The sequence below is a fragment of the Bacillus sp. 17RED48 genome (assembly GCF_019837545.1).
Taxonomy (GTDB): Bacteria; Bacillota; Bacilli; order Bacillales; family Bacillaceae_G; genus Bacillus_A; species Bacillus_A wiedmannii.
The window spans coordinates 56745-70075 of record NZ_JADAXG010000001.1 but is presented as its reverse complement, the minus strand read 5'-3'; the positions used below and the strand labels follow the sequence as shown (position 1 = coordinate 70075).

The following is a 13331-nucleotide window of genomic DNA, read 5'->3' as shown; positions in this document are numbered from 1 at the left end:
ATAAAAAATAGTACGGTTTCTTAACATTTTCTTAAACTAAAATTGAAATAGTAATTAGAAAGATCAAAACAGCAATAAATAACTTTTTTGCACTACCTTTGACAAAATTACACTCACAGTGTAATTTTACACTATAAGAGAAAAGGAGATGCATTATGGATAAACAAGAATTTATTGAACTCGTTAATTCGAAATTAAAACTCATACGTGTTGAAAATGATTTATCACAAGATAAAATGTCAGAAATTATTGGTTTATCGAAGAAAACATTAGTAGAAATTGAAAAAGGGAGACGTACGCTAACATGGTCAGGTGCAGTTTGTGTCGTAACACTCTTCGAACAGAGCAATACAGTCCAGATGACATTCGGGGATGATGTGAATGAAATTATAAAAACAATCGCTTTTACACATTACAATATGAACTTTCCGAAGACTTTAGGTGGAAAAGTGTGGTGGCGACAAATAAAAGAATTAAACGGTTATCACATTCAACAAAATATTTTATCCCAACATTATCGAATTTTAGATAAAGAGGATCGTAGAATATGCCATTCATTCGAATTGGATGAAATTGAACAAAGCTTTATGGAAATGGCAAAAACCTCTCAATAAAGTCCAACTAATTGGGCTTTTACAGATAGTCCGACTCCTACCTAACTACTTCGCTTCAACCAAATTTTGAAGTGGGGTCCCTATTACCCGTTTATGCCCGATAAATTTATTAAACTTCCTAATGTTTTCAAAACAAAAAGGCTTCCATGCAACGAGCATACTATGGAAGACACAACAGCAGAAACGCCTAAGTGATGACATAGAAATTCCAAAGTTAACAAAACAATGGCATGAAGAAGATGTAGAAAAACACCGAGAAGGTTGCCGGTATACACTGTATCAAATTGAATTATTACTAAAGCTTTCAACGATGATTTATAATCCTTAGCTTATATAATCCTTATTTTGCTATACTTTAACAATTACTAACCTTCGCATTTTTTCAAAAAATAAAGTATAATGAACTAATATAAAAAAGGTTGTTAACAAAATCGTTAACAACCTTTTTTGTTTTTCTGAAAAACTTTTCAATTTAAGGGAGCGATCACATGTATTGGAGAAAAAATGATAAACCTGTAGTAGAACCAGAAGCAATTGCTGTATGGGAATGCCTAGAAGAAAACTGCCGTGGATGGATGCGTAAAAACTTTGCATTAGACGCAGAACCGAAATGTCCGTTATGCAAAAGCGATATGGAAAGCGGCGAACGCTTATTACAAAAGATATAATAAATTCTCTTCTTCACCTTTTATAAACTGAAACATAGAGGATTCTCTTTCTCCTTATTTACAATGTGCATCGAAAGCAAATAAACTATACAAAAGTTTTGCGTATCCTCGCAAAGCTTTTGCAATATCTCAAACTCATTCCAACTATCATTCTTTACTAAAAAAATAAATTACATTTTGAATAAAAAGGAGCAGAATTCCCCTTTCCAATTCTCCCATTACACTTCGGACAATACATATACAAACCTTTGTCTCTCTACTATCCCAAAAACTACTACTTTCATCCCGATCATAATTCCTATCAAAATGATGCTAAGAATCAATAACATAGTGTATCCTCACTTACAAAAAAAGTGAAATATTAGGAAATCTTATGTCATATTTTATACCCCTATATTCATTAAATCAATTTGCTACAATCATTTTGTTTTCAAAACAATCTAATATAACCTTTTACTAGATTTATATCTAGGCTTACATACTACACTTCTTTCGGAAGAACAATTTTTTTATAAAATTGAACTGTAATAAAATAATAAGCTACGTAAATGACTAAGAAAATAATAATAGGAAGCCAAATACGGAAATATGGATTATTGATTATGAACGAAAACATGTTCATGCCAACTAATACGTGCATTATACCTACTATCGCTGGGAACAAGAAGACGAAAAGTAATTCTTTATAAATTGATTTAGTTAATAACTCATAACGTACACCAATTTTACGAAGCATTTGATAGCGAATAATATCTTTTGAAGTGCTAGAAAGAATCTTAAACATTAAACTGCTTGCCAACATCGCTAAGAATGCTATCCCTAAGAAAAATCCCATAAATACGGTTCCACTGTAAGTACTGTACAATGATTTATATGTCATATATTTACTACGTAATTCTGTTTTTTCTACCTCTTTATATTTAATAACTTCTAATTCGTCAATTTGCTTCCATCTTTGTTCATATTTCATGAAATCTTCTGTTTTTCCAAAGAATACAATTCTTTCTTCACCTTGGATTTCATCGTACATCTTTTTATCTACAATCTTTATACTTTGATTAGGGTATACATAAGTTTTTTGGAGAGTTCTTAGCGCATATCTCCATTCTTCTGGAATGAGGATATCATTCTCGATTTTCTCTGGACCACGACTTAAAACAGCTCCAACTGGTAGCTCTTTAGAAACAGATATAAATTGCTTTCCATCCTCTCCACCAGTCGGTATTAACAGACGATTTGCTTCCAAATCTTCTTTCAAATAATAAATGAACTGATCATCTACTTTATAGCGATATTCGTTTTTCTCTTTAAATGTAATTCCACTTAATATTTTCTTTTCTTCTACTGTCGGATTGTTAATTTCCACATCATAATAATCAAATGTTTCAATAATGTTTGTAACATTATTTTTTAAAGCCATACCACTAGAGACAGCACCCGCACCGAGAGCCACTAACATAGCAACTGTCGCTAATACTTTCGTTAAACTATTAATAGAAAAACTTAACTGTGCAAGCGTGAACGCATTAATTCCTGTTTCACTACAATTTTTATTCGCTTTTAGTTTGTTAATAATAATAGGAAGGAATGATGTAAATAGCATGTAAGTTCCTAATGTTACTGTAATTGTAGCAATGATAAATCCTGATTCCTTTAACTCTTTCATATAAATCATAGAAATATAACCAACTGCTAATAAAACAATTGATAAAAGTGCTACTATATTCGTTAAATTCCCTTTAGTAGGAGTACCAGCTGTTTTATCATTAGAGTGAACCAGCTGTAATAGCGAATTACGCACTAGTTTTATACCATTCATAATTGCGGACAACATAAATAATGCAATGAAAAAGATGAAAGTAACAATGATTGATGGTACATAGAATGCATGATAACCAACTCCAGTAAACTCCAGCTCCTTCATCAGTAAATACCCAACACCTTGCGCCAAAATTATACCGAATACCACACCTACTATAAGAGACACCATTCCTAATACAATCGTTTCAATACACATGAGCAATGTAATTTTATGCTTTTTTGCCCCTAATACCATATACATACCAAATTCTTTTTGCCGGAGTGATAATAAAAATGAATTGGCGTGTAAAATATAAAATAATGTAATAAATCCTAATAAAAATGAGCCTGTTTGGAAAACCGAAAAAATTCCATCCATGGAATTCCCTTCGATAAATGTTTTATTTAAAGCTAACGTTTGAAACATATAAAAAATTGAAATAGACATAATAAGACCCACTAATAAGACAATATAGTCTTTTCGTTTACTTTTTAATCCTGACATGGAAAGTTTGAATAACATGTTGAACCTGCTTTCCTATGCTTTTTGTGTGCCTAAATCGGCAAGCACATCTAAAATTTCTTTATAGAATTCATCACACGTACCTCTGCGATAAATTTCTTTATACAGTTCTCCGTCTTGAATGAATAAAATACGTCGGCAGTAACTCGCACTAAATGGATCATGTGTAACCATCATAATCGAAACATCCTGTTCTTCATTTAATTTGGTCATCGCCTCTAATAAACTTTTTGCATTTTTAGAATCAAGCGCTCCTGTTGGCTCATCTCCTAAAATTATTGCTGGCTTATGTACAAGTGCACGAGCCGCTGCCGAACGTTGTTTTTGTCCACCTGATACTTCCGACGGATATTTTTGAAGAATCTCTGATATCCCTAACATTTCCGATACCTTTTTCACCTTTGATCCAATTCTTTTGGAGTGAACACCTTGCAGAGAAAGTGGTAATGCAATGTTTTCATATATTGATAAATTTTCAAGTAAATTAAAATCTTGAAAGATAAATCCTAGTTTCTCTGAGCGAAAATCAGATAATTCCTCTTGCTTCATTTTCGTAATATCTATTCCAGCAATTTCAACAACTCCACCTGTTGCCTTATCTAATGTAGAAATTACATTCAATAATGTTGTTTTTCCTGAACCTGATGGTCCCATAATTCCAACGAATTCACCCTCTTGAATTGAGAACGATACATTCTTTAATACACGTGATTGGCTCTCTTCTTTCTTACCATATACCTTTTGTACATTCTTTACCTCTACAACTGATGTTTTCATATATATCCTCCTACACTTCTTAACCCATTTCTAAGTATAGATAGAATTTCTTAATAAATAGCGGCGGATATTCTTAACATTTCTTTAAGAATCTAAAAGCCCCAAATCATAGTAGATTGGGGCTTTTGAATTCTATATTCTATTTTTGAGTAACAAATAAAGTATTTATTTCTCCACTTTAATTTTTGTTTGTTTATTGTAGAAATAATAACATCTTTTTTCGCTGGCGTATAACGGATTGCATTCGTTATATAGTTGACAATTACTTTTTCAATAAGATCTTGATTGGCAACAACTTGCATTGCAGATACATGTTTGTAAACATGTATTTTTTTCTCTATATCTAATGATAGCTGTTCACATATATACTCTATAACCAAATCAATATAAAAGGAAATCCAATACGATTTACAAGTCTCACTTTTCATTCATCCATTTTTTTATAGGCTAATGCAAAATTTTATGCTTTAATCTTACGACGAGTAAATCCAAATACGGATCCTAATGCTACAAGGCACGCGCTTAGTATCATCATTATTACACTATTTGATGCTGTATTTGGTAGTTTTTCTCCTTTTACAGCTTGTTTCGCTACTTCTTTTTTCTCTACATCATTCTTTTGTTGGGCTTGAATCGCTGCTTTCTTTTTTTCTAATGCTTCTTTTTGTTGATCCTGAATCACTACTTCTGCTTTTTCTAATGCTTTTTTTTCTTGATCCTGCATTGCTGCTTTCTTCTTCTCTAACGCCTCTTTTTGCCAAGCCTGAAATTCTGCTTCCTTTTTTTCTAACGCCTGTTCTTGCGCTTGTACTTCTTCCTTTGACATTGTTCCAGTAGATGCACTAGCTACCGATGAGTATCCTATTGATAAAAGTGCTATTGCACAAATTAGTAAAAATTTCTTTTTCATTTTTTCTCTCCCTATATACTTTTTTAAACACCACCTTGGGTGTATTTATAGAATAAACAAGCTATATAAATATAAGATGCAGATACGATATATTTCACTTAAAGATTCAATTAGTGTAATTAATCTCTATGTATAGATGTATTCCCTTGAAAAATAGTAGAGGAATTTCTTGATTTTTCCCTTAAGAATATTAAAAAGCCCCAAACTATAATAGTTTGAGACCCTTGAATTCTATATTCTATTTTTGAGTAAGAAACAAACTTTTATTTTTGATTTTTTCCTTTTGTACTTAATAAATAAGATTAAATGATATAGGAATAAAGTATTTACTTCTCATCTTTAATTTTAATTTTCGCTTGTTTATAAAAATCTAATTTCTCTTTGTTATATTCTTTTGTATATCCATTAAATTTCTCTTTTTCTCGTTGAATGTCCTCATTCATTTGATTTACACCTTTAATCTTTTCACTAATCTTTTTTAAGTTCGTTTCTTTTTCGCCTAAGCTTTTATATACTTCTCTTTCAAATCCCATTAATTTTTGATACGAATCATTTATCTTATTAAAAGATGAATAACGCTTTTTATAAATATCCTGTATGTTTTTTGCTTGTTTTTGAAGAGCAGCATCTTCCATTTTATCTATAGTTTTATGAACTGATTTTATTTCTTCCTGTGCTTTTTCAAAAGCTTCTTTTTCTTTGTTCCATACTTTTTCACGTTCGTCCATGCTTTTTGTAGCTTGCTCTATCTTCGGCATAATTGCTTGGTTACTATCTTTACCATCATTTATAATTTGATTGTATAACTCTTGACCTTGTTTTTCTAAACCCTCTAGTTTTTTCACATCTTCAGAAACCGCCTTTTCTTGCTTCGTTGCATTTTCAAATGCGACGTACAATTCTGCTTCTGGCTTTGCGCCAAAACACCCTGTCAATAAGCTTATAGATATAATTCCGGTAATCGTTAACGCTTTATAAGTCAATGTCAATTCCTCCTATGTTACATTCGTTTATCATGCATAAAGTTCAAGGGGAAATGATCATCTTCATGATATGCTTCAAATTCATACCCTTTTTCTTTTAAACCTTTAATAATAGCCGGTACTGCAGCGATAGATTGCGGATGAATATCGTGCATTAAAATAACTTCTTTGGGATTTGTCGCACTAGCAAGTACATTTTGAACAATTTTCGCTTTCGCAATATCAATTGGTATACTATTATATTCCCAATCTAATGAATCAATTGTCCAATCCCATACTCTAAGACCATTTTCTACAACTTTATTACGAAGTTCTTCGTGTAATCCTGGCTTTGAACCATATGGTGGGCGTGTTAGTTTTGGGGCATGTCCGAGAATACTAGCAATTAAGCCTTGATCCTCTTTCATTTCATCTACGTAGCCACCTTGGGCATATAATTTTCTATTATTGTGCGTCATACTATGCATACCAACATAGTGTCCTTCCGCTTCTTCTCGTTTTACTAAATCAGGGTATGATTTTACATTTTGACCGATTAGAAAAAATGTTGCTTTTGCATCATTTTCCTTTAATATGTCTAGTAACTGTGCCGTATATTTTCCTGGTCCGTCATCAAAAGTAAGATAGGCAATTTTCCTAGTTTGACCATTAAATTGCGTTGGTGCAACCTTATTCATCTCCACTTTTATTTGTTCATTTGCATTTTGAACTGGATTCTCTTGATTTGCTATCGCTTTTGCAGGTGAAGTTATCGCTTGAAATACAAAAAAAGCCCCTCCCACTACAACTATAGCTACCATCATTACAACTATATTCTTTACCTTTAACAGTTTCCCCATTTTATTAATTCCTTTCTACGTCCATTACTTACTTATACTAAAAATATTACTCTAGTTTTTTACCCCTTCCCCCGGCATCCATTCTATTTTTCCTTTGGAAGCACAATCCTCTTATATAATTGAACAGTGATCAAATAGTAGACACCGTAAATGATTAAAAATATACAAATCGGAAGTCCAATATTCACATATGGATTTACAAAAAACTTAACAAATGTAAATATATTCATTCCTACTAAAACGTGTATAAGACCCAATATGGCTGGAAATAAAAATACAATGCCTAATTCTTTATACATAGATTGTATAAGTAATTCTTTACGTACCCCAATTTTCCGAAGCATCTCATACCGCCCTATATCTTTCGTAGCTCCAGAAAGGATCTTAAACATTAAACAACTTGCCATCATAGCTAAAAAAGCAAGACCTAAAAAGAATCCCATAAAGGAAGTTCCTTTTGAAAAGGCAAGCATAGATTCATAATCATTATAGTTTGTTGGTAAATATACGTCTTCCTTAGGCTTATTAATAGCGGCGGCTATTTTTTCGATTTGACGATTATCCATCTCTTTTAGCTCTGTCTTATACCGTAAAATATTATCGATTTTAGCAATAAAAAACGTATGCTCATTACCTTGAATTGCTTTATACCGGTTTTCGTCGACGATATAGACAGGTTTACGATTATATACAGTAATATTCGATCTAAAATCACTATCCATACTCTTATCCCAATTCAGTGGTAACGTAGAACTAGATGGATCAACTTCCTCTCCCTTAAACATCCTATAGCTCGAAGATGGAAGTTGTTCAGTAATATGTATTGTCTCTTTCTTTCCAAACAACAGTGGCGGATTCTCTAATAATTCTTCTTTTAAATAGTAAACAGCCTCATTATTAACTTTATATTTATATTGTTTTTTATCTACAATTTTCATTTTTTCCATAGCTTTATAATCCGCTGCTTCTGGATCATGAATTGTAATATCATACCCTGACATTCTTTCTGCTGTAAGGATTACGTTTTTCTGTAAAGACATGCCACCAGCCATTGCCCCCACACCAAGACCAATTAACATCGTTACCGTTCCTAATATTTTCGCCAAACTACTTACACGGAACTGCAATTGTGCAAATGTAAATGCATTTAATTTCTTCTCATTTAAATAGCGCGTTTTCTTTAGCCTATTAACAATCATAGGTAAGAACGAAATAAATATAAGATATGTCCCAATTGTAATCGTGAATAATGGAAGCATAATGGCGCCAGCACCTTTTATTCCTACGAAGATTACGAAATAATATCCTACACCTAGTCCTAGCAAACTACATAAAAGTAACAATATCGTGGCTGGTCCTTTCATTCCTATGCGCTCCGTTTGCTGCTCTGTACGAATTAAATCTAGTTCTGTTTTAAGTGCTATACGAATGGCATTTACAACGGATGTAAGCAGAAATAACGCACTAAAGAATATAAATGTTATTTTGAATGCAGGAACATAAAATGCTTGATAACCTTCCGTTGAAATTTCCAATTGTTTCGTTAAAAATTTGCTAACAAAATTAGAAAGAATAGCTCCGAATACACTACCTAATGCTAGTGAAATCATTCCCATAGACAATGTCTCAAAGAATAAAAGTTGGCTGATTTTACTCTTTTTGGCCCCTAAAACAAGATACATGCCAAGTTCTTTCCGCCGGAGTGAAAGTAGAAAAGAGTTTGCATAAAAAATATAAAAGAATGTAATAAATGCTACCAAAACAGAGCCTATTTGAAATACAAATACAATTGAACCAATAATACTGTTATTCATTGTAAACTCTTTATTTAGCGCAAGCGTTTGAAACATATAAAAAATAGAAATTGAGATGACAAGGCCTATTAGTAAAACGATGTAATCCTTTATCATTTTTTTCATACTAGAAATAGAAAGTTTTAATAACACACTCTACACCCACGCTTCTCTACAGTGTGGTGTACTACATTCATCTTTTTACTATACCCTCTTTGTACAACGTTCTCTTCAAATATTAAAGTTTTCATATTGCCTCCTGTCATTTGGCTAGTGCTGCGATCATGCTATTTTCATAGCCACTAACTATCATTTTATCTTTTCCCTACAAACAGCAATATTGATTCCTCTTACATTTTTGTAATGTACACTCCCGAAAAAAACATTACAATATGCAAATCAAACATTTTATAATCCGATTCATATACCTTTTGACATCAATATTCTCACGCTCAAATAATATATTTACACATATAAAGTCGAAGGATATTATATAGGTTTTCTAGCCTATTTAAGAGGTTATATAAATAATTAATATTAAAAATGTACAAAAAAAAGCCCCACTGTAATACTTAATAACTTTGCACTTATCATCAGTTTACCTCTTCATTATAATTGTCCGAGATAAAGATAAGATAAAGATAAAATAAAAACATTATAAATATATAACCATATATTATTAAATTTAGTACCGTTTTACTTTTCCTTATCCCTCTTACTCTTTATTTTACGTTCATTCTCTTCGTTTCTAATTCACCTCTCAAAGGCACTACATAAAACTATTATTTAGGTTCTATTAAAATTACATCTTCTAAATCATATAAATTCGCCTTTGGTTTTGCATAAATAATATAAGCAAGACCATATTGATCCGGTTCTTGCTCTATCACCTCTGCTACTTCAAGGCCAGGTGGTATTTTCTGACTCAGTTCAGAGGTAATAATACTATCACCTATTTTTATTTCTTTCGCTTTATCTGATGGAATATTATCAATTCGAAGAGCCTGTTTTTTCTTATCATACCCTGTAACAAATCCTAAAATGGATGAATTATTTTGAAGGGTGATTGCTAAACGATTCGTTCGTTCATCATTCGTAATTAATTTCACAACAGATGTATATTGATCTACACTCTCTACCTTTCCGATAAAACCTTCCACTGTAATAACAGCCATATCAACCTTTACACCATGTTGTGCACCTCTATCAATAGTGACTTCTCCATACCACTCTTCTGCTACACGAGTTACTACTGTAGCTTGAATTAAATTGTATTTTCCTTGTTCCTTTAATTCTTTCGTTTTGTTGATAAGTTTAGTAAGGTTTTCTTTCTCCTCACTTAATATTTGTACTTTACTCTTTAACGATTCTTGATGTTCAATTTTCCCTTTCAATACCTGATTCTCTCTATATACTTTATAGATGTCTTCTATATTATGAACAATATTTTGGACATGCTTATTATTTGCACATACATACACCATCAATAAAGCCAAAAGAATAATTGAAAGAAATAATAATATTTTCTTCTTAGAAACCTGCATAATTATCCTGCTACTCCCTACTATTTTTTATCTACATACTATAGAATACTAGTCATTGTACACAGAAGAAATGCAGTTTAAATAAAGTTAAGATAAACTTTATCTTCTTTATAAAAAATTTAGAACTTATCATATACTGCTACAATCTTCGAAGCTTGCTCGTTATCTTATCCATGGAATGCCACTTATAATTTCTATAACTAATTATGTTGTATTTGTACTTTCTCTTTTACTTTCTTAGGTATTTCATCTATTTGTACTTCTTCCCATTCCATACCATAACTTCCTTTAGATCTAATCTTTAAATATGCTCCTATTCTTAAATGTTTTGAAGCAGTCATCGCAATCTTTTGCTCTTGACCAGATTCATTATATCCTTTGAATTTATATTCCCATCTAGCAAAACCTTTGTTTTCAGCTCCATATTTACCATCATTATCAACAACAGCATAATAAATATCTTCTTTAATAAATGGATTGAGTTGATCTACAATCGGTCCCCCCTTTCCTATAAGTAATGTAACTCCAACTATAATTAATACGATAAACGCACTTATTTTTTTCATGAAACTTTCTATTCTCCTCTTCTCAGATATTTCCACTTAAAGGACTTCCTCTAAATCCATCGCGGCGCTATTACGTATTAAAATGTAACCAAACTTCCTAGTGCTCTTCTAATTAAATTGGCAATAAGATAATAAATTGAATAACCCCATTTTCATATTCTGCTCGAATTTCTCCTTTGTGCAATTCAACAATGCTTTTTGCAATTGCAAGCCCCAAACCTGAACCTTCTACAGCTCTACTTCTCGATTGATCTTTTTTATAAAAACGCTCAAACAAATTCTCTAATTCTATTTTTGTAAATTCTTCACTATGATTCGCTATAGAAATTTTGATATGCTGTTCTTCTCTTTGAAGTAAAACCCGAATTTCTGCTTTATCTATACTGTATTTAATTGCATTTATTAAAAGATTTTCAAACACACGTACCATTTTTTCTGAGTCCACAACAGCATATATACGATCTTCTTGAAATTCTTTTACAAAAGAAATATTATGCTCCTCCGCTTGTGGTACTAACTCTTCTATTAATTGATCAAGTAGTTCATTTATACACACTTCTTGCGAATCTAACGCCATATTTTCATCTGTTAGTTTTGTATACTCAAACAAATCTTCTATTAACATCTTCAACTGCTCTGATTTTGAAAAGGCAATTTTTATATACTCATCATGCTGTTCTTTATTTTCATATTTCGCATCACCTAGTAAACGTAAATACCCCATAATAGAAGTAAGTGGGGTTCTTAAATCATGTGATACATTTGTAATCAATTCACTTTTTTGCTTCTCTATTTGTTTTTCCTTTTCTATATTAGCCAAAAGCTTTTCTGCCATTTGATTAATATTAGAAGTTAATAAACCTATTTCATCTTGACCTGCCTGTTTGATTTTATATTGTAAATTACCTTTCGAAAACTCCCTTACTCCTTCTGCCATCGCTTCAATCTGATTCATCTTCCTTTTCGTTATATAAAAGAAAGATAGTATAAAAGTGATAAAACCTAATAAAGATGGAAATGGGCTGCTATCATTCACTATATACTTCACATTTCCTTGTGGTATACCACTTGCAATGATATACATATTTTCCGTATTAACAGTAACCGGATAAAAAGTTGTAAACTCCTTACGCTTTTGTTCAGTTCCATCTTGAATTAAATTTTGCGCCTCTACATATCGTACTTGATCCATTTTAAAATCCATCACATTACGCATCGTCTCATGAAGATTGATTTGTTCTTCCGGCGCTCCCTTTGTTTTATAAACGACTTTCCCATTCTCATCTATTATTAAAATCTTCAGTTGATTTTGGTGATTCAATTGATCAAGCAATTCTTGTATATTAATTTCCTTACCTTCCTCGGTTATACTTTCAACAAGCCTTTGTGTCTGTCCATCAATGGCTTCCATACCTGATGCATAATCAATGATAGAAATTTTATTCGCATCCTCGAAAAAAGAAGATGAAGACCATCCTACTAATACCCCGAGTAACGTACAAAAAGTAAATGTAGCCATTAGCTGTATCCGTATGCTCTTTTCCAAATAACTCACTATTTTACCTATCATTTTTTTAAAAACTTGATTCATCCATATTATCGGTTCAAATATCTTTCTCAATCTTATAGCCAACTCCCCATACCGTTTTAATGTACCGAGGCTTCCTTGGAATCGCCTCTATCTTTTCACGTATTTTCCGAATATGTACCATCACAGTATTATCGGATTGGAAAGCTTGCTCTTTCCATACTCTTTCATAAATTTGTGCTGCATTTAATACCATTCCTTGATTTCGTGCAAGCAATTCTAATACCTCAAACTCTCTCGGTGTCAATTTCGCCTCTTTATTTGCAATAATGACCTGCCGTGTTACTATATTAATTTTCATATCTCCAATTTCTATTTCATTTTCATCCTGTACACTTGTCCCGCTCATTTTCATATATCTCCGAAGTTGTGATTTAATACGAGCAATGAGTTCCAGTGGATTAAATGGTTTGGCTACGTAATCATCTGCCCCAGTTGTTAATCCTAAAATCTTGTCCATATCTTGCGTTTTTGCCGAAAGCATAATAATAGGCATTTCCGCTATTTCTCTCACTTTCATACACATATGAATACCATCTATTTTCGGCATCATAATATCAAGGACGATTAGATGCACGTCTCTTTTCTTTACTATTTCTAAACCCTCTTCACCATCTCCAGCTTGTAATACTTCGTAACCTTCATTCTTCAAATAGATAGTGATAAGTTTTCTAATTTCCTTCTCATCGTCCACGATAAGTATCGTTCCTTTACTCACAAAATCTC

At 32.0% G+C, this 13331-nt stretch carries 13 protein-coding genes and 1 pseudogene; 3 read left to right on the top strand and 11 right to left on the bottom strand.

Going from position 1 to position 13331, the window contains the following annotated elements:
* Positions 1-155 precede the first annotated feature (155 nt).
* The 3 genes and pseudogenes from ILT06_RS00340 (at position 156) to ILT06_RS00330 (ending at position 1282) form a co-directional block, all read left to right on the top strand.
* On the top strand, positions 156-614 hold the full coding sequence (locus ILT06_RS00340; RefSeq protein WP_064474468.1) for a helix-turn-helix transcriptional regulator: 459 nt from the start codon (positions 156-158) through the stop codon (positions 612-614).
* Positions 615-687: 73 nt separating this feature from the next.
* Positions 688-873 (top strand): annotated as a pseudogene (locus ILT06_RS00335) (Rpn family recombination-promoting nuclease/putative transposase); the annotation flags it as partial.
* Positions 874-1102: 229 nt separating this feature from the next.
* The gene (locus tag ILT06_RS00330) at positions 1103-1282 is read left to right on the top strand and encodes a cold-inducible protein YdjO-related protein (protein WP_064474467.1); all 180 of its coding nucleotides are present in this window, start codon (positions 1103-1105) and stop codon (positions 1280-1282) included.
* 481 nt (positions 1283-1763) lie between these two features.
* Here the strand turns inward: ILT06_RS00330 and ILT06_RS00325 are convergent, their stop codons facing one another.
* The 11 genes from ILT06_RS00325 to ILT06_RS00275 all read right to left on the bottom strand — a co-directional run bounded on the left by ILT06_RS00325 (position 1764) and on the right by ILT06_RS00275 (position 13323).
* A complete protein-coding gene (locus tag ILT06_RS00325) occupies positions 1764-3605 on the bottom strand; it encodes an FtsX-like permease family protein (protein WP_064474466.1) in 1842 nt (613 codons plus the stop codon).
* Between the two features lie 15 nt (positions 3606-3620).
* Positions 3621-4382: an ABC transporter ATP-binding protein gene (locus tag ILT06_RS00320; protein WP_088047683.1), complete on the bottom strand. Its 762-nt coding sequence runs from the start codon at positions 4380-4382 to the stop codon at positions 3621-3623.
* A gap of 92 nt (positions 4383-4474) precedes the next feature.
* Positions 4475-4810, bottom strand: coding sequence for an ATP-binding protein (locus ILT06_RS33010; RefSeq protein ID WP_002099385.1), 336 nt, complete (start codon positions 4808-4810; stop codon positions 4475-4477).
* Positions 4811-4842: 32 nt separating this feature from the next.
* Positions 4843-5292: an LPXTG cell wall anchor domain-containing protein gene (locus ILT06_RS00310; RefSeq protein ID WP_222654760.1), complete on the bottom strand. Its 450-nt coding sequence runs from the start codon at positions 5290-5292 to the stop codon at positions 4843-4845.
* Positions 5293-5618: 326 nt separating this feature from the next.
* Positions 5619-6275, bottom strand: coding sequence for a YkyA family protein (locus ILT06_RS00305; protein ID WP_064474463.1), 657 nt, complete (start codon positions 6273-6275; stop codon positions 5619-5621).
* Positions 6276-6292: 17 nt separating this feature from the next.
* Positions 6293-7114 (bottom strand): peptidoglycan-N-acetylglucosamine deacetylase, encoded by an 822-nt coding sequence (locus ILT06_RS00300; RefSeq protein WP_088047684.1) that lies wholly within the window; start codon positions 7112-7114, stop codon positions 6293-6295.
* An 83-nt stretch (positions 7115-7197) separates the two neighbouring features.
* Positions 7198-9060, bottom strand: a complete 1863-nt coding sequence (locus tag ILT06_RS00295) for an FtsX-like permease family protein (protein ID WP_222654759.1) — start codon at positions 9058-9060, stop codon at positions 7198-7200.
* Positions 9061-9689: 629 nt separating this feature from the next.
* A complete protein-coding gene (mreC, locus tag ILT06_RS00290) occupies positions 9690-10451 on the bottom strand; it encodes a rod shape-determining protein MreC (RefSeq protein WP_154131507.1) in 762 nt (253 codons plus the stop codon).
* Positions 10452-10651: 200 nt separating this feature from the next.
* Positions 10652-11017, bottom strand: a complete 366-nt coding sequence (locus ILT06_RS00285) for a YxeA family protein (RefSeq protein ID WP_064474459.1) — start codon at positions 11015-11017, stop codon at positions 10652-10654.
* 112 nt (positions 11018-11129) lie between these two features.
* Positions 11130-12638 (bottom strand): sensor histidine kinase, encoded by a 1509-nt coding sequence (locus tag ILT06_RS00280; protein WP_001225801.1) that lies wholly within the window; start codon positions 12636-12638, stop codon positions 11130-11132.
* Complete coding sequence (locus ILT06_RS00275) at positions 12622-13323, bottom strand: response regulator transcription factor (protein WP_000033681.1); 702 nt, start codon at positions 13321-13323, stop codon at positions 12622-12624. The genes ILT06_RS00280 and ILT06_RS00275 overlap by 17 nt, the downstream gene beginning before the upstream one ends.
* Positions 13324-13331 lie beyond the last annotated feature (8 nt).

Excerpts from the sequence above, each read along its gene's own strand:
- ILT06_RS00340 (WP_064474468.1), top strand. The coding sequence starts at position 156 with ATGGATAAACAAGAATTTATTGAACTCGTTAATTCGAAATTAAAACTC.
- ILT06_RS00330 (WP_064474467.1), top strand. The coding sequence starts at position 1,103 with ATGTATTGGAGAAAAAATGATAAACCTGTAGTAGAACCAGAAGCAATT.
- ILT06_RS00325 (WP_064474466.1), bottom strand. The coding sequence starts at position 3,605 with ATGTTATTCAAACTTTCCATGTCAGGATTAAAAAGTAAACGAAAAGAC.
- ILT06_RS00320 (WP_088047683.1), bottom strand. The coding sequence starts at position 4,382 with ATGAAAACATCAGTTGTAGAGGTAAAGAATGTACAAAAGGTATATGGT.
- ILT06_RS33010 (WP_002099385.1), bottom strand. The coding sequence starts at position 4,810 with ATGAAAAGTGAGACTTGTAAATCGTATTGGATTTCCTTTTATATTGAT.
- ILT06_RS00310 (WP_222654760.1), bottom strand. The coding sequence starts at position 5,292 with ATGAAAAAGAAATTTTTACTAATTTGTGCAATAGCACTTTTATCAATA.
- ILT06_RS00300 (WP_088047684.1), bottom strand. The coding sequence starts at position 7,114 with ATGGGGAAACTGTTAAAGGTAAAGAATATAGTTGTAATGATGGTAGCT.
- mreC (WP_154131507.1), bottom strand. The coding sequence starts at position 10,451 with ATGCAGGTTTCTAAGAAGAAAATATTATTATTTCTTTCAATTATTCTT.
- ILT06_RS00285 (WP_064474459.1), bottom strand. The coding sequence starts at position 11,017 with ATGAAAAAAATAAGTGCGTTTATCGTATTAATTATAGTTGGAGTTACA.